This window comes from Nocardiopsis potens DSM 45234 (genome assembly GCF_000341105.1).
Classification (GTDB): domain Bacteria; phylum Actinomycetota; class Actinomycetes; order Streptosporangiales; family Streptosporangiaceae; genus Nocardiopsis_A; species Nocardiopsis_A potens.
Genome location: NZ_ANBB01000071.1, coordinates 31,072 through 47,222 on the forward strand (window position 1 = coordinate 31,072; position 16,151 = coordinate 47,222).

Annotated in this window: 13 protein-coding genes; 11 read left to right on the forward strand and 2 right to left on the reverse strand. The window is 75.5% G+C overall.

What is annotated here, in order from left to right; all coding sequences use genetic code 11:
* Window positions 1–144: 144 nt before the first annotated feature.
* The gene (locus D459_RS0127155; protein WP_017596145.1) at window positions 145–1,350 is read left to right on the forward strand and encodes a DUF418 domain-containing protein; all 1,206 of its coding nucleotides are present in this window, start codon (window positions 145–147) and stop codon (window positions 1,348–1,350) included.
* Between the two features lie 57 nt (window positions 1,351–1,407).
* On the opposite strand, the gene D459_RS33935 is transcribed toward D459_RS0127155, so the two are convergent.
* Window positions 1,408–1,995 (reverse strand): RDD family protein, encoded by a 588-nt coding sequence (locus tag D459_RS33935; protein WP_017596146.1) that lies wholly within the window; start codon window positions 1,993–1,995, stop codon window positions 1,408–1,410.
* A 40-nt stretch (window positions 1,996–2,035) separates the two neighbouring features.
* Window positions 2,036–2,680, reverse strand: a complete 645-nt coding sequence (locus D459_RS0127165) for an RDD family protein (RefSeq protein WP_017596147.1) — start codon at window positions 2,678–2,680, stop codon at window positions 2,036–2,038.
* Between the two features lie 352 nt (window positions 2,681–3,032).
* Here D459_RS0127165 and D459_RS0127170 point away from each other — a divergent pair, with 352 nt between their 5' ends.
* From D459_RS0127170 to D459_RS0127215, 10 genes are all read left to right on the forward strand, one after another.
* Complete coding sequence (locus D459_RS0127170) at window positions 3,033–4,448, forward strand: MFS transporter (RefSeq protein WP_017596148.1); 1,416 nt, start codon at window positions 3,033–3,035, stop codon at window positions 4,446–4,448.
* Window positions 4,449–4,494: 46 nt separating this feature from the next.
* Window positions 4,495–6,018: an FGGY family carbohydrate kinase gene (locus D459_RS0127175; RefSeq protein ID WP_017596149.1), complete on the forward strand. Its 1,524-nt coding sequence runs from the start codon at window positions 4,495–4,497 to the stop codon at window positions 6,016–6,018.
* 6 nt (window positions 6,019–6,024) lie between these two features.
* Window positions 6,025–7,692: a glycerol-3-phosphate dehydrogenase/oxidase gene (locus D459_RS0127180; RefSeq protein ID WP_017596150.1), complete on the forward strand. Its 1,668-nt coding sequence runs from the start codon at window positions 6,025–6,027 to the stop codon at window positions 7,690–7,692.
* Window positions 7,689–9,224, forward strand: coding sequence for an FAD-binding oxidoreductase (locus D459_RS0127185; RefSeq protein WP_017596151.1), 1,536 nt, complete (start codon window positions 7,689–7,691; stop codon window positions 9,222–9,224). Before D459_RS0127180 ends, D459_RS0127185 begins: the two co-directional genes overlap by 4 nt.
* Window positions 9,225–9,249: 25 nt before the next feature.
* Complete coding sequence (locus D459_RS33030) at window positions 9,250–9,918, forward strand: glycerol-3-phosphate responsive antiterminator (RefSeq protein WP_017596152.1); 669 nt, start codon at window positions 9,250–9,252, stop codon at window positions 9,916–9,918.
* Between the two features lie 37 nt (window positions 9,919–9,955).
* Window positions 9,956–10,264, forward strand: coding sequence for a putative quinol monooxygenase (locus D459_RS0127195; protein WP_017596153.1), 309 nt, complete (start codon window positions 9,956–9,958; stop codon window positions 10,262–10,264).
* A gap of 53 nt (window positions 10,265–10,317) precedes the next feature.
* Window positions 10,318–11,466, forward strand: a complete 1,149-nt coding sequence (locus tag D459_RS0127200) for a zinc-binding dehydrogenase (RefSeq protein WP_017596154.1) — start codon at window positions 10,318–10,320, stop codon at window positions 11,464–11,466.
* 179 nt (window positions 11,467–11,645) lie between these two features.
* Window positions 11,646–12,596, forward strand: a complete 951-nt coding sequence (locus tag D459_RS0127205; RefSeq protein ID WP_017596155.1) for a phosphatidylinositol-specific phospholipase C — start codon at window positions 11,646–11,648, stop codon at window positions 12,594–12,596.
* Window positions 12,597–12,849: 253 nt separating this feature from the next.
* Window positions 12,850–14,397, forward strand: a complete 1,548-nt coding sequence (locus tag D459_RS0127210; protein WP_017596156.1) for an ATP-binding protein — start codon at window positions 12,850–12,852, stop codon at window positions 14,395–14,397.
* A gap of 2 nt (window positions 14,398–14,399) precedes the next feature.
* On the forward strand, window positions 14,400–16,028 hold the full coding sequence (locus tag D459_RS0127215; RefSeq protein ID WP_017596157.1) for an RDD family protein: 1,629 nt from the start codon (window positions 14,400–14,402) through the stop codon (window positions 16,026–16,028).
* The last annotated feature ends 123 nt before the right edge of the window (window positions 16,029–16,151 follow it).

Here is a 16,151-nt window from a genome sequence, read left to right on the forward strand (position 1 = left end):
GGCGGCCCCGGGGTCCCGCCTGCCCCAGGGGTCCGTCTGTCCCGGGGGCCGTCCGCTCTGGAGACCCACTCGCTCCGTGTTAGTTTATTGCATATAGTTTTGCCGATAAACTAAGTCGGGTCCAACGAGGGCGAGGAGATCGGGATGGCCGGAACGGACAGGATCGGGGAGCGGAGGCCCGGCCCGGTGCCGGAGGGGGAGCGGGCGCTCGCCCCCGACCTGGCGCGCGGGGCGATGCTGCTGCTCATCGCGGTGGCCAACGCGGCGGGGCTCTTCCTCGGCGCGGCGCCCGGGGTGGAGCGGGACCCCGAGGGGGCCGAGCGGGTGTTCAACCTGCTCATGATCGCCCTGGTGCACGCGCGGGCCTACCCGCTGTTCGCGCTCATGTTCGGCTACGGGGTGGTCCAGCTGGCCCGCAGGCTGGAGGCGGCGACCGGGTCGCCCGCCGCCGCGCGGGCGGTGCTGCTCCGCCGCAACGCCTGGCTGCTGCTCTTCGGGCTGGTCCACGCGGCCCTGCTGTTCGCCGGCGACGTGCTGGGCGCCTACGGGGTCGCCGGGATCGCCTTCACCCTCCTGCTGCTGCACCGCAGCGACCGGGTGTACCGGATCGTGCTCTGGTACTGGGGCCTCTCCGCGGTCTACAGCGCGGTCCTGCTCGGGCTCGCGGTGCACGGCCTGGCGGCGGGGAGCGGCGAGCGGGCGCCGCTGCCGCTGCTGGGATCGGGCTCCGACACCGCACCGGACTACCTCTCCTCGGTCGCCGCGCGGCTGAGCGAGTGGCCGCTGCACACCCTGTACATGTCCGGGTTCGTGCTGGTGGTCTGGCTGGGGGCGTGGGCCGCCCGGCGGCGCGTCCTGGAAGAGCCGGCCCGGCACGTGCGCCTGCTCCGCACCGCGGCCGCGGGCGGCCTGGCGATCGGCATCGCCGGCGGCCTGCCGATGGGCCTGTACGCCGCCGGATGGCTGGACGCCGACGCCGGCACCGCCGCGCTGCTCAAGCAGCTCTACCAGGTCTCCGGCATGTTCGGCGGAGTGGGCTACGCCGCGCTGTTCGGGCTGGCCGCCCTGGCCCTGGAGGGGCGCCGCCGCGGGGTCGCGGTCCAGGCGCTCACCGCGCTGGGCCGACGGTCGCTCAGCGGCTACCTGGTCCAGTCGGCGGCCTGGCTGGTGCTGACCGCCCCGTACCTGCTCGCGCTGGGCGAGCGCTCCTCCAGCCCGGCTCTGGCCTCGCTCGGCTGGGCGGTCGGAGTCTGGTCGGCCACCCTGGCCGCGGCGTACGCGATGCAGCGGAGGTCGCTCCGCGGGCCGGCCGAGGTGCTGCTGCGCCGGCTCTCCTACGGGAGGCGCTGAGCCCCGCCCCGCCGCGCGCCGTGCCGGGGTCCGGGGCCGGGGCGGCGCGGCGCGGTCTCAGAGGCGGACGACGACGGTGCGCACGACCTTGTCGTGCACGGTCTGCCGGCGGTCGTCCCACAGCGGCCAGAGCAGGTCGATCAGCAGGCCGATGTAGGTGAAGCCGAACAGGACGAGGATCAGCTCGCGGCCGAGCGCGGCGCCGGCCGAAGGCGGCTCGCAGGTCTCCCAGACCACCAGCCTGCTCCGGCACAGCCGCTTGCCGAGGGTGCGGCCGGAGCGGGAGTGGCAGCCGACCCGGTACACCAGGCCGAAGAGGAGCCAGCACGCAATGCCGATGACCATGCCGACGACCATCAGCGGCGACGACCCCTCCTCGTACCCGGCCGGGTCGGTGAGGTAGGCGAGGCCGAAGAAGGCGCCGACGACCGCGGCGCCGACGGCGATCCCGCCGAAGACGATCACCAGCCGGTCGATGATGTAGGCGCCGACGCGGCGCCCGTAGCCGGCCAGCGGCGCCCCGTTCGGGGCGGTGAAGGGCGGCGGGCCCGGGTACGGCGGCGCGGCGGGCGGGTGGCCGTACCCCGGGGGCGGGTGCCCCTGCGGGTGGCCGGGGGAGCCGTAGGGGGAGGGCGGGTGGGTCATCGGTCTCTCCGGGGTCGGGGGGAGGGGCCCGGGGGCGGCGTCAGTCGGAGACGACGACGGCGGTGCTGCCGACCTTGTCGTGCAGCGCCTGCTTGCGCGGGTCCCACAGGATCCACAGGCAGCTGATCCAGCCGAGCAGGCAGTAGACCAGCTCGCGGACGAACGTCCGGCCCTTGGCCGGGAGGCCGCCGCCGGTCTCCAGGTTGACGACGCGCAGGCCCAGCATCCGCTTGCCGAGCGTCCGGCCCTTGCGGGTGTGCGACAGCCAGCGGTACAGGAACGGGGCGAGGAAGGCGACCGCGTAGGTGAGCACGATGCCGACCACCAGCACCACGGCCGCCCCGCCGGTGAGCTCCTGGCTGTCGCCGGCCATGGCGAAGGTCAGCGCCATGGTCAGGCCGAGGGTCACCCCGATGGCGAGGAAGAGGATCACCATCATGATCGCGGCGTCGATGAGGGCGGCGAAGAGCCGCTTGTCGGCCTCGGCGGCGTACAGGCCCGGCGGCAGCTGCTCCTGCGGCTGGTGGGCGTAGCCGTATCCCTGCTGGTACTGGCCGTACCCCTGCTGGTACTGGCCCTGCTGGTACTGGCCGTAGCCCTGCTGCGCATGGTCCTGCGGGTACTGGCCGTGCCCCTGCTGCGGCCACCCCTGGCCGCCGGGCTGGTTCTGGTAGGACGGGTCCATCGAAGAGCTTCCCCTGTGGATCGATCGCGGTACCGGCCCCGTGCCGGGGCGCGCGGCCGCCCCATTCTCTCTTCTCCCCCGACCCCCGTCGACCGCGGGCCCGCCGCCGGCGGGAGGGGCCTGTCCAGCGGTTTCCCGGGCGGGGCCGGTCCGCGCGGGCGGGCCGCCGGACCCTGCGCGACCCCGTGTTCACCCTGCCGACACGGGGTTGACACGCAGGTGAGCGGCTCCCTATGGTTCACGCCACAGGGTAAGACGAGAGACCGCCTGTCGGCCTTCGTCTTGCCTTCTTTGCGTTTCACACCCCCATTCATCGGCCGGCGGGAACCCTCCCGGCTGTGAGTGTGCGGTTATGACCGAAGTCCGAACCCGTCCGCATCCCATCGCATCGGTCAGCGACGTCGTCGCCTACATCGACTCCCGCCCCGCGATCAAGGGGCGCGCGCTCGTCATCTGGTGGCTCGCCCTCGGCGGGCTCTTCCTCGACGCCTACGCCAACTCCGCGCTCAGCGCGGGCCTGGCCTCGCTCAACGAGGACCTCGGACTGGCCGCCGGCCAGACCGCGCTCCTCACCGCCTCCGCCTCGGTCTTCTCCCTGCTGTTCAACCCGATCGGCGGCTGGCTCGCCGACCGCTACGGCCGCATCCCCCCGCTGATCGCCGCGAAGGTCCTGGCCCTCGCCGGCGGCGCCGTCGCCGCCCTCGCCCCGGCCTACGAGATCGTCGTGGCCGGACGGGTCCTGGTCGGTGCCGCCTACGGCATCGACTTCGCCATCGCCATGGCGGTCCTCGCCGAGATGACCCCGGCGAGGTTCAAGAACCGGCTCAACGTGTGGCAGGGCGTCTGGTACACGGCGGTCTCCGCCAACCTGCTGCTGGCCATCGCCTTCCACGAGCTCGGCGCGGGCCTGGACATCTGGCGGTTCTCGCTCGGCTCGGCCGGGGTGATCGCCGCCGTGCTGCTCGTGCTCCAGCTCGCCCTGATGGTGGAGAGCCCCAGCTGGCTCGCGCGCAAGGGGCGGCTCCCCGAGGCCGCCGAGCGGATGGGCCGCATCTACGGCGGGTCCTTCGAAGCCGCCGAACCCGACACCCGCGGCGTGCCCGCCGCCGCCGACCGGGGGATGGCCAACGTCGCGCTGCTGTTCCGCGGCACCTACCTGCCGCGCACCGTGCTGGCCGGCACCATCTCGGTGGGCCAGGCGCTGCAGTACTTCGCGGTCGGCTGGTACCTGCCGATCATCAGCCTGCAGATGTTCGGCGCCGACTTCGTCTTCGCGACCCTGGGCACCCTGGTCTTCAACCTGTTCGGCATCGTCGGCGGGTTCAGCGCCCCGGCCGTCGGCAAGCGCCTCGGCCTGCGCCGGGCCTCCGCCATCGGGTTCGGCGTCGTCTTCGTGATCCTGCTGCTCATGGGGCTGACCTTCGACCGGCTGCCGCTGTGGGCGGCGTTCCTGCTGCCGTCGGTGTTCATCCTCGCCCACTCCGGCGGCCCGGGGGCCAACGGCAAGAGCGTCTCGGCGCTCTCCTTCCGCAGCGAGCTGCGCGCCACCGCCAACGGCGTCATCGGCGCCCTGGGCAGCCTCGGCACCGTGCTCGGCCTGTTCCTGTTCCCGCTGGTGCAGGAGGCCGTCGGCCTGCCGACCACCTTCCTGCTGGTGTCGGTCGTCCCGCTGGTGTGCTGCGTCATCTGCTCCGCCGTGAAGTGGGAGCCGACCCGCGCCGCGGTCAACCCCGACGAGGAGCTCGACGCCCCCCAGTTCGCCCGGTGAGCGGGCGCGGACCGGCAGGGCGGAGAGCGAGAGGAGGAAGCGGACCGTGGACGACAGGGTGATCCTCGCCGTGGACGAGGGGACCACCGGCACCCGCGCGGCCCTGGTGTCGCCGGACGGGGCCGTGTCCGAACCGGCCTACCGGCGGCTGGGCGTGGACAGCCCCCGGCCGGGCGTGGTCGAGCAGGACGCCGACGAGATCTGGGCGTCCACCCTGGAGGTGTGCCGCGCCGCGGTCGCCGCCGGCGGCGGGGCCGCGCCCGCCGCCGTCGCCGTGGCCGTCCAGCGCGCCACCGGCGTGCTGTGGGACGCCCGCACCGGCAGGGCGCTGGTGCCCGCCATGGTCTGGCAGGACACCCGGCACGCCGGGGAGCTCGCCGCGCTCGCCGGCGCCTGGGACGCCCGGCTCACCGCCGCCACCGGGCGGCCCACCGGGGTGCGCTCCCCCTACCTGTGGGCCGCCCGCCACCTGGAGCGGACGCCCGAGGTGCGGGCGGCCCACCGGGCCGGGGCGCTGCGCTTCGGCACCGTCGACACCTGGCTGCTGTGGAACCTCACCGGCGGCGCGGTGTACGCCACCACCCCCACCAACGTCTGCTCCTCCGGCGCCTACACCCTCGCCGACCACTCCTACCTGCGGGAATGGATCGACACGCTGGGGTTCCCCGCGGACCTCCTGCCGGAACTGCGGGAGGACGGCGACGAACTCGGCACCGTCCTCCCCGGCCTCCTCGGCGACGGCACCGGGGAGGTCCCGGTCCTCGCGGTCCTCGGCGACCAGCACGCCGCGATGATCGGCCTGGGCTGCCTGGAGGCCGGGCGGGCGATGTGCGTGCACGGCACCGGCAGCTTCGTCGACGTGGCCGCGGGCGAGGAGGTCCCGGCCGGCACCGGGCGGGTCGACGGCGCCCTCACCCTGGTCGGGTGGCGGACCCGGGGGCGCTCGGTCTACACCGTCGAGTCGTTCTCGGCCACCTCCGGGTCGGCACTGGACTGGGCCTGCTCCACCTTCGCCGGGTTCTCCTCGGCCCGCGAGGTCAGCGAGCTGGCGGAGACCGTCCCCGACACCGGAGGGGCGGCCTTCCGGCCCACCCTGGCCGGGCTGCGCACCCCCGTCATGGCGCCCGGGCTGGGGGCGGCCCTCACCGGGCTGACCATCTCCACCACCCCGGCGCACATCGCCCGCGCCCTCCTGGAGGGCATCGCGCACTCCGTCGCGGACAGCGCGGCGGCGGTCGCGGAGACGGCCGGCGCCCCGATCACCGCGATGCGGGTCGGCGGCGGGCTGTCGGCGAGCCGGCCGCTGCTGCAGATGCAGGCCGACCTGGTCGGCGCCCCCATGGAGCGGGCCCGCGACGCCGGCACCGCGAGCCTGCGCGGGGCCGCCTACCTGGCGGGCTCGCGCGGGCTGTTCTGGGACTCCCTGACGCAGGCCGCCGCCGCCCGCGGCGAGGGCGAACTCTTCGAGCCCGGCATCGGCGCCGACGAGCGGGCCGGGCGCAGAGCCGCCTGGACCCGGCGCATCCGCGCCGAGCTGGACCTGCTGGACCGCCATCAGATTGGACGATGACCCACGATGCTCCGCTTCCCCGCCCGAAAGCCGAAGGCCCAGCGCAGCCGGCTCTCCTACGGCAGGCCGCCCCGGCTGGACCGCGCCGACCAGGCGGCCGCGCTCCGGGACACCGCCTACGACGTGGTCGTGGTCGGCGGCGGCGTCACCGGCGCCTACACCGCGCTGGACGCCGCCACCCGGGGCCTGCGCACCGCCCTGCTGGAGAAGGACGACTTCGCCGCCGGCACCTCCTCCAAGTCCTCCAAGATGATCCACGGCGGCCTGCGCTACATCGAGCAGGGCAACCTGCCGCTGGTCCGGCACTCGCTGCTGGAGCGCCAGCGGCTCCGCCGCAACGCGGGCCATCTCGTGCAGCGGCTGCCGTTCCTCTTCCCGGTGCTGGAGCGCGACGGGGTCTTCGACAAGCGGCTCGCCACCGCCTTCGAGAGCCTGCTGTGGACCTACGACCTGGCCGGCGGCTGGCGCGAGGGGGTGCTGCACCAGAAGCTGAGCCGCGGCGAGGTGCTGGCGCACTGCCCCACCTTCAAACCCGCCGAGGTCCGCGGCGGCCTGCTCTACTTCGACGCCCGCGCCGACGACGCCCGGCTCACCCTCGGCGTGGTCCGCACCGCCGCCTTCTACGGCGCCACCGTGCTCAACGGCGCCCGGGTCACCGAGGTGACCCGCTCCGGCGGCCGCGCCCGCGGGGTGATCGCGCACATCGGCGGCGACGAGGTCGAGGTGCGCGCCAAGGCGGTGGTCAACGCCACCGGCGTGTGGCTGCGCGACTGGTCCGGGGCGGGCGCGGGCACCGCGGTGCCCGCGATCCGCCCGGCCAAGGGCGTGCACGTGGTGGTGCCCTGGTCGAAGATCCGCAACGACTGCACGGTGACCATCCCGGTCCCCGGGCGCAGCCGCCGCGCCACCATCACCCGCTGGGGGAACGTCTCCTACCTGGGCACCACCGACGAGGACTACGACGGCGACCTCGACGACGTGCACTGCACCCGGGAGGAGCTGGACTTCCTGCTGGAGGGGGCGCGGTCGGCGCTCGACACCGACCTGGAGGCCGAGGACGTGGTGGGCAGCTACGCCGGCCTGCGCCCGCTGGTCGCGCCGCCCGGCGGCAAGACCGTCGAGGTCAAGCGGAACCACGAGATCCGGGTCGACCGGGACGGCCTGGTCACCGTCGTCGGCGGCAAGCTCACCACCGCCCGGCACATGGCCGAGCAGACCGTGGACCGGGTCGAGCGGGTCCTCGGCCGGAAAGGGCGCTGCCGCACCCGGGACCTCAGCCTGCTGGGCGCCGCCGGCTACGACGCCGAGGCCGTGGTCGCCTCCGGCGGCCTCGCCGCCCACCTCGGCGAGCGCTACGGCACCGAGGCCCGGTTCGTCACCGACCTCATCGCCGAGGACCCCGCCCTGGGCGAACCGGTCGTCGAGGGCCTGCCCTACCTCAAGGCCGAGGTCGTCCACGCGCTCCGGCACGAGATGGCCCGGAGCGTGGACGACGTGCTGTCCCGCCGCACCCGGGCCCGGCTGATGGCCCGGGACGCCTCCGCGGACGCCGCCGCGGAGGTCGGCCGGATCTGCCGGCGCGAACTGGGCCTCACCGAGGAGGAGGCCGCCGCACAGGTCGAGCAGTACACGTCCGCGGTCGCCAGAGAGCGCCGCATCCTGATGGGAGAGTGACCGAGCAGATGCTCAGCAGAGACGCAGCCGCCCGCCCGTTCAACCGGGGCGACTACACGGTGGGGGCGCCCACCCCGCCGCGCTACGGCCGGGGCCTCGCCCCCGCCGAGGGGGAGGCCTACTTCCAGACCGCGCCGGCCGAGGTCCCCGGCGAGGCCGTCGCCGAACTCCGCGCCACCGGCGCCGAGGTGCTCACCGGCCGGGACGACGCGGTGCTCAACACCCGCGACTGGTGGGCCGGCAGCATGATCGGCGAGACCGGCGGCCGGCCCGCCACCCCGGACGCCGTCATCGTCAAGGCCACCGAGGCCGCCCAGGTCGCCGAAGTGGTGCGGATCGCGGCCGCGCACCGCGTCCCGGTGACCCCCTCGGCGGGGCGGAGCAACGTCACCGGCGCCGCCCTGCCGGTGCGCGGCGGCATCGTCCTGGACCTGTGCGGCCTGGACCGGATCCTCGACTACGACGAGGAGTCCCAGGTCGTCGAGGTGGAGGCCGGGGTGTTCGGCGACGTCTTCGAAGCGGCGATCCAGCAGCGGTACGGCGTCACCCTCGGGCACTGGCCGTCCTCGTACGCGATCAGCACCGTCGGCGGCTGGATCGCCTGCCGCGGCGCCGGCCAGCTGTCCACCCGCTACGGCAAGATCGAGGACATGGTCCTGGGCCTGGACGCGGTGCTGCCCGACGGGCGCGAGGTCTCCCTCGGCGGGCACGTCCGGTCCGCGCTCGGCCCCGACCTGATGCAGCTGCTCATCGGCTCGGAGGGCACCCTCGGCGTGATCACCCGCGCCCGGCTCCGGGTGCACCGGCTGCCCGAGTACGGCCGGGCCGCCGCCTACGGGTTCGCGACCTTCGCCGACGGTCTGGAGGCCTGCCGCCGCATCCTGCAGTCCGGGGCCTCCCCGGCGGTGCTCCGCCTCTACGACCGGCTGGAGAGCGGCGTCCAGTTCGACCTCCCCGACACCAACGTGCTGCTCATCGCGGACGAGGGCGCCCCGGAGCTGGTGGACGCCGGCATCGCGGTGAGCGAGCGGGCCTGCGCCGGGCTCGGCACCGCCCTGGACGGCGACGCCTGCCTGGAGCGCTGGCTGGACACCCGCTACCTCACCGGGAAGAGCGGCGAGGGCTTCACCCACGGCCCCGGGTTCGTCGCCGACACCCTGGAGATGGTCGGCCGCTGGCGCGACCTGCCGAAGATCTACGACGACGTGGTCGCAGCCATCGACGCCGTCCCCGGCACCCTCGCCGCCTCCGCGCACCAGTCGCACGCCTACCTCGACGGCGCCTGCCTGTACTTCTCGCTCCGCGGCGACGTGCGGCCGGAGGACCGCGCCGAGTGGTACCGCGCCGCCTGGGACGCCGCCAACCGGGTGCTGCTGGACGCCGGCGCCGGGCTCAGCCACCACCACGGCGTCGGCCTGCTCCGCTCCCCCTACATGGCCGAGGCGCTGGGCGGCGGGTTCGGGGTGCTCCAGGCGGTCAAGCGGGCCCTGGACCCGCACGACCTGCTCAACCCGGGCAAACTCGGCCTGTAACCAGTGTGAACGGGGAAGAGGAACCATGGCCGACACGTCCGGGCGGCGCACCCGCGCCGCCAACATCGCCCGGCTGCGCGAGGCGCTGCAGCGCAGCCCGGTGGTCGCCTCGGTGGTGGGGGCCGAACCGGTCCCCGCGTTCAACGCGGCGGCCTCCCAGGTCGCCATCGTCGCCTCCGTCGAGCTCAAGGACCTCGCCGGCGTCGTCGCCGAACTCCTCGGCGGCGGCAAGTTCTTCTTCCTCAACGTCGACTCCTGCCGGGGGCTCGCCCAGGACAAGGGCGCCCTGGAGTACCTGGGCGCGCTGCGGGTCCCCGGCATCGTCAGCACCCGCACCTCGCTGGTGGAGCGGGCCAAGGCGCTGGGGCAGGTGACCATGCAGAAGGTGTTCGTCACCGACCGGTCCAACCTGCCGCGCAGCCTCACCTCGACCGCGATGAGCAAACCCGACCTGCACGAGCTGATGCCCTGGCCGGTGCTGCCCCGCATCGACCGGGCCGCCCGGGCCGAGCTGTCGCCGTTCATCGCGGCCGGCTTCGTGCAGCGCGCCGCGGACGTCAGCCTCGCCCTGTCACTGGGCGCGAAGGCCGCCGCCACCAGCGACCGGCCGCTGTGGGACGCGCCGGCCGCGGAGATCAGGGCGGCCGCGGCCCGGGCCGCCCAGGCGGCGAACCACCGCGAGCAGGGGGCCTGACCGGCACCCCGGACCACCGATCGGACAGAGGACACCGATGAACGACACCCCCGGCCGCCACCACCTGGTCCTGGCCGAGTACCTCCCCGAGGAGGGCCGGACCGAAGAGGTCCTCGCGCTCCTCGCCGAACTGGCCGAGGCCTCCCGGGCCGAACCCGGGAACCTGGGTTACCGGTTCCACCGCGACGCGGAGCGGCCCGACCGCATCCTCATCGTCGAGCACTACACCGACGCCGCCGCGTTCCAGGCGCACCGGGACAGCGAGCACTTCCGCAGGATCGGCGCCGGGCGGATCCTCCCGCTGCTGGCCGACCGGACGGTCACCGCCTACGAGGGCCCGGTCTGACCGGTGCGGGCCCGCGCGGAACGGAACGAGGAGAAGGAGAAGGGGAGGCGCCGATGAGCGGCGGAGCGGCGGAGCGCACCGTGCGGGCCGCGGTCCTGGAGCGCTGCGGCGCCGAGGGGCCCTACGCGGAGACGCGGCCGATCAGCGTCCGCGAGGTGGGGCTGCGCGCCCCCGGTCCGGGCGAACTGCTGGTCCGGGTGCGGGCGGCGGGCCTGTGCCACTCGGACCTGTCGGTGATCGACGGGGCGCGCCCCCGCCCGGTGCCGATGGTGCTGGGGCACGAGGCGGCCGGGGAGGTCGCCGCCCTGGGGCCGGGGACCTCCGGCAGGTTCGCCGAGGGCGACCGGGTGGTGCTGTTCTTCGTGGCGCCGTGCGGCGCGTGCCCCCGGTGCACGGAGGGGCGGGCCGCGCTGTGCGAGCGGGCCGCCGCCGCGAACGCCGCCGGCGACCTGGTCGGCGGCGGGCGCCGCTGGGTGGACGGGGCGGGCGCCGAACCCGCCCACCACCTGGGGGTGTCGGCGTTCGCCGAGTACACCGTGGTCTCCGCCGACTCCGCGGTGCGGGTCGACGCCGACCTGCCGTTCGAGACGGCTGCGCTGTTCGGGTGCGCGGTGCTCACCGGCGTCGGCGCGGCGCTCCGCTCGGCCGAGGTGCGCCCGGGGGAGCGGGTCGCGGTGTTCGGCCTCGGCGGCGTCGGCCTCTCCGCGCTGCTGGGGGGGAAGGTCGCCGGGGCGGCGCAGATCGTCGGGGTCGACCCGGTGCCGGGCAAGCGCGGGCTGGCCGGCCGGATCGGCGCGACCGACGTGCTCGCCGGCGGCGACGGCGCGGTGGAGGCGGTCCGCGAGCTCACCGGCGGCGGCGCGGACAAGGTCATCGACACCACCGGCAGCGCGGCCGTGCTCGCCCAGGCGTACGCGGCCACCCGGCCGGGCGGCACCACGGTCACCGTCGGCCTCCCGCACCCGGACCGGACGCTGTCCATCCCCGCGGTGACCCTGGCCGCCCAGGAGCGCACCCTGCGCGGCAGCTACCTGGGGTCCGGCGTCCCCGCGCGCGACATACCGGCCTACATCGCGCTGTACCGCCGGGGGCTGCTGCCCGTCACCGAGCTGCTGTCCGGCCGGCTCGCCCTGGACGAGGTCAACGCCGGGTTCGACCGGCTGGCCTCCGGCGAGGCGGTCCGCCAGGTCGTGCTGATGTAGCGGCGCCCGGGAGGGGCCGGGGGAGGGCCGGGGGAGGGCCGGGGGATGGGTCTCACCCCGGGCCGGCGGTGTGCACCGCACCAGGAGGGCCGGGGTCTGGGCCTTACCCGGGGTCGCCGGGTGTGCCAGGATCGCACTGCCCTGGCAAGCGCCCCCGGCTCGTCGAAGGGACATCCCCCATGCCCCGCCCCTCCCTGCGCAGCCTCTCCCCGCGCACGCTGATCGCCGGGCCGGCCGCCGCCGCGGTCCTGCTGCTCGGCGCACCTCTCCCGGCCGCCGCCGAGCAGGCCGCCCCGGCGCGGGCGGACTGGATGGCCGCGGTCCCCGACTCGGCGGGCGTCTCCGAGCTGTCCATCCCGGGCACGCACGACACCGGGGCGTGGCGCGGGACGGTCTGGTCGCGCACCCAGGACATGGACCTCGGCGCCCAGCTGGAATCGGGGGTGCGTGCCCTGGACGTGCGGACCCGGCACTACCGGGACGCGTTCCCCATCCACCACGGGGCCGAGTACATGCACCTCAACTTCACCGACGTGGTCCGCACCACCGCGGAGTTCCTGGCGGAGCACCCGACCGAGACCGTGCTGATGCGGCTCAAGGAGGAGCACACCCCGGCGGAGAACACCCGCAGCTACGAGGAGACCCTCGACCACTACATCGAGTCGGACCCGGACACCGCGCCGCTGCTGGGCGAGCGGCTGTGGCGCCCGGACGGCGGGTCCGACCTGCCCGACCTGGGCGAGGTGCGCGGGAAGATCGTCATCCTGCAGGACTTCGACGCCGGCAAGGCGTACGGGCCGCGCTGGGGCGGGCCGGCCACCGACATCCAGGACGACTACCGGGTGCCCACCCTCTTCGACATCCCCGCCAAGTGGGAGAAGGCCCGCGCGCACTTCGAGCGGACCGCGGGCGGGGACCCCGGGGTGCTCTACATCAACCACCTGAGCGGGAGCGGGGCGCCGTGGGCCAACCCGCGCGAGGTGGCCACCGGCGGCCCGGGCTTCCGCGGCGTCAACGATCACGCCCGGGAGTACTTCGCCGGCGCCGGCCCCGAGCGGGCGGGCACGGTGATGATGGACTTCCCCGACCAGCCGCTGATCGACGAGGTCCTGGCCCGCAACCCGGGCTGAGGCCGGCCCCCTTCCCTCGCGATGATCTTGACGTTGCGGCCCTAACAGAGCGCTCTGATAGGGCCGCAACGTCAAGATCATCGGGGGGCTTGGCGAGGGGTTCGGGCGGGGCGGGCGGAGAGCGCCCTGTCCGCCCGGTTGGCTAGACTGCGACCCCGCCACCCCCGTCCCCCGCTCTCCCCGTGAGCCTCCGCCGAGCGCACCGGCGGTGTTCCGCACGCGGCGAAGGCGCACGCCGAAGAAAGGCCCGTCCGTGGATCCGTCCCGCGCGCAGCTGATCGCAAGCATCTCCGCGGCCGTCGAGGCGTCCCCCTCGGATCCGGTGCTCCGGCTGCACCTGGCCGAGCTGCTGCTGGACGCCGGGGACACCACGGCCGCCATCCCGCACATCGCCACCTCGCTCCAGCAGGACCCGCAGTCCGAGCAGGCCAAAGCCCTGATGGGCCGCGCCCTGGGCGCCCCGGCGGCGGCCCCGGCCGCTCCTGCGCCCGCGCCCCCTGCCGCCCCCGAGGCCCGGCCCGGACCGCCGGCGGCGCCTCCGATGGCGCCCGCCCCGGCGCCCCCTCCGGCCCCGGCGGGTGAGCCGGAACGGCCGGACGCAGCCGGCCGGCCTGCCCCTGCGCAGCCGCCCGTGGCGCCTGCGGAGCAGGCCGCGCCGCCCGCTCCCGTGCAGCCGCCGGTGGCACCTGCGCAGCAGGCAGCGCCTCCCGCCCCCGTCCCCGCTGCGCCGGGCCGGCCGGTGGAGGAGGAGCCGGGGGCGGAGCCCGCCGCCGGGCCCGGGTTCGGCTTCGCCGACTCCGGCCGGGGCGGGACGGCCCTGCTGGAGCGGGACGGCGACCGGGAGGAACCGGTCCCGGACCGCGCCCCCGCCCCCGACTCCGCCCCCTGGCGGGACGGGTTCGCGCCGCCGCTGGCCTCCGAGGACTTCCCGCCGGAGCCGGTGCGCACCACGCTCGCCGACGTCGCCGGGATGGACAAGGTCAAGGACCGGATCAACGCCGCCTTCCTGATGCCGATGCGCAACGAGCGGCTGCGCAAGGCCTACGCCAAGAGCCTCCGCGGCGGCCTGCTGCTGTACGGCCCGCCCGGGTGCGGCAAGACCTTCATGGCCAGGGCGGTCGCCGGAGAGATCGGCGCCCGGTTCCTCTCCGCGTCGGTCGCCGACATCGCCGACACCCGGATGGGCCGCGCCGAGCAGAACATCCAGGCGCTGTTCCGGCAGGCCCGGCAGTACCGGCCGTCGGTGGTCTTCCTCGACGAGCTGGACGCGCTGGGCGGCCGGCGCGGCAACGCCTCGGCGATGCTGCGGCCGCTGGTCACCCAGCTCCTCACCGAGCTGGACTCGGTGGAGGACGACAACGACGGCGTGTTCTTCCTCGCCGCCACCAACCACCCCTGGGACATCGACAGCGCCCTCAAGCGGCCCGGCCGGCTGGACCGGATGCTGTTCGTGCCGCCGCCGGACCGCAAGGCGCGGGCCGCGCTGATCGCCTCGGCGATGACGGACCGGCCCGGCGCCGGCATCGACCCCGGGAAGATCGCCAAGCACACCGAGGGCTTCTCCGGCGCCGACGTCGCCCACCTGGTGGACAGCGCCGCGGAGCGGGCCATGCTGGACTCCGCGCGCACCGGCACCGTCCGCCCGATCACCATGGAGGACTTCCAGGCGGTGCTGGCCGAGGTGCGCCCGTCCACCGGGCCCTGGCTGGAGACCGCCCGCAACGTGGTGGAGTTCTCCGGCGACAGCGCCTACGACGAACTCGGCGCCTACCTGCGCGCCCAGCGGCGGAGCCGGAGGTAGCGGTGGGGCCGGTCGCGGAGGCCGTCGAGCGGGCCGAGGCCCGGATCGAGATGAAGCGGCCGGAAGAGGCCCTGGAGATCATCGGGAAGGCGCTGGCTGGCGACCCGGAGAGCGCCGAGCTGTGGCTGGTCAAGGGCAAGGCCCACCTCAGCGCCGGCGACTCCGGCGGCGCGGTGGAGGCGGTGCACCGTGCGCTGGCCGCGGGGGCGGACGGCGCCGCACCGCACTACCTGCTCGCGCTCGCCCTCTCCCAGGGCGGCCGGTCGTACGAGGCGCTGGAGCCGGCGCTGGCCGCGGTCCGGCTCGCCCCGGAGTACGCCCGCGGGCACGCGCTGGTCGCGCTCGCCCTGGCCGACCGGAGCCGCAGGCGGCTCCCCGAGGCCGACCGGGCCGCCGCCGAGGCCCGCGCCGCCGCGGCGCAGGCGGTCGCGCTGGCCCCCGAGGAGGCGTGGGTCCAGGGCCAGGTCGGGCTGGTCCACCGGTGGCTCAACGACCGCGCCGCCGCCCGGCGCCACCTGCACGAGGCGGTCCGGCTCTCCCCGGACTACAGCTGGGCGCTGACCCAGCTGGCGGTGGTGGAGTCGCAGCGGCACCGCCCGGTCAAGGCGCTGCGCCTGGCGCGCTCCGCGCTCGCCGCGGACCCGGGGAACTTCACCGTGCTGCGCGCGGCCTACGGCGAATGCCGCCTGTTCACCGCCCGGATGGTCTGGGGGTCGGTCGTCCTCGGGCTGATCTCGCTGCTCGCGCTGGCCCCCGCGGGCGCGGAGCCGGAGGCCGGGGGCGTGCTGCGGATGGTCTTCGCGGGGGTCGCCACGGCGGGCCTCGGCTTCGCCCTCGTCACCGCCTGGCGGGTCCCGGCCCAGGTCCGCGGCTTCCTGCTGAACCGGCGCTGCGGCCGGGCGTGGGCGGTGAGCCTGCTCGCGACGGCGCTGTCGGTGGCGGCCATCGGCTGGACGCCGCTCTCCCACGCGTGGATCCCGGGGCTGCTCTTCCCGGTGGCGCTGATCGCGCACGCGGTGCTGGTCAGGATCGTGGACCAGGACGCGCTGGCCCGGTTCGAGGCGGGCGAGAACCCGGAGGGGCGGCCTCCGCGGGCGGGCCCGGCCCCGATCCCGCCGCACGCCCGCGCCGGGGTCCGGCCGGGGCTGCGCCTGGCGGCGCTGCTGCTGGACTCGGTGGTCTGCGGGATGCTCGCCTTCGCGGTCTACTTCGTCGGCATGCTGGTCAACACGGTGATCACCCTGGGCGCGCTCGGCGACGACATGGACGCCTTCATGATCGGCACCTTCACGGTGCTGGGCCTGGTCGCGGCGGTGCTGTTCTGCTACCACTGGCTGCCCGTCACCCGCCTCGGCGGCACCCCCGGCAAACTGGTCTCCGGCCTGCGGATCATCGACCCGGCCACCGGCCTCCCCCCGACCCCGGGCCGCGCCGCCGCCCGCTCCGCCCTCCACTTCCTCCTCGGCCTGATCCCCGTCCTCGGCTACGCCGCCGAGGCCCTCATCATGCAGCGCGACCGCCCGCACTACCGCGGCCTCAAAGACGACCTGGCCAAGACCTGGGTGGTCCGCGCCCACCCCACCTCCCCACCGGCCCCCGTGCAGGGCCACCGGCCGCCCGGGCACCCCTGAACCGCCCCTCCCCACTCCGCCCTCCCAGCCCGGGAGGCCGGGGAGAGGAGGTCGAAGCCTGCGGCGACGGCGGAGGAAGGGGCGGGGCGGAGGCGGTCCCCCGGGTGCGGCGTCTCGCGGAGC

Bases quoted from the DNA above. Each gene is read 5' to 3' on its own strand.
- D459_RS0127180 (WP_017596150.1), top strand. From the start codon at position 6,025: ATGCTCCGCTTCCCCGCCCGAAAGCCGAAGGCCCAGCGCAGCCGGCTC.
- D459_RS33030 (WP_017596152.1), top strand. From the start codon at position 9,250: ATGGCCGACACGTCCGGGCGGCGCACCCGCGCCGCCAACATCGCCCGG.
- D459_RS0127165 (WP_017596147.1), bottom strand. From the start codon at position 2,680: ATGGACCCGTCCTACCAGAACCAGCCCGGCGGCCAGGGGTGGCCGCAG.
- D459_RS0127155 (WP_017596145.1), top strand. From the start codon at position 145: ATGGCCGGAACGGACAGGATCGGGGAGCGGAGGCCCGGCCCGGTGCCG.
- D459_RS0127170 (WP_017596148.1), top strand. From the start codon at position 3,033: ATGACCGAAGTCCGAACCCGTCCGCATCCCATCGCATCGGTCAGCGAC.
- D459_RS0127205 (WP_017596155.1), top strand. From the start codon at position 11,646: ATGCCCCGCCCCTCCCTGCGCAGCCTCTCCCCGCGCACGCTGATCGCC.
- D459_RS0127200 (WP_017596154.1), top strand. From the start codon at position 10,318: ATGAGCGGCGGAGCGGCGGAGCGCACCGTGCGGGCCGCGGTCCTGGAG.
- D459_RS0127195 (WP_017596153.1), top strand. From the start codon at position 9,956: ATGAACGACACCCCCGGCCGCCACCACCTGGTCCTGGCCGAGTACCTC.
- D459_RS33935 (WP_017596146.1), bottom strand. From the start codon at position 1,995: ATGACCCACCCGCCCTCCCCCTACGGCTCCCCCGGCCACCCGCAGGGG.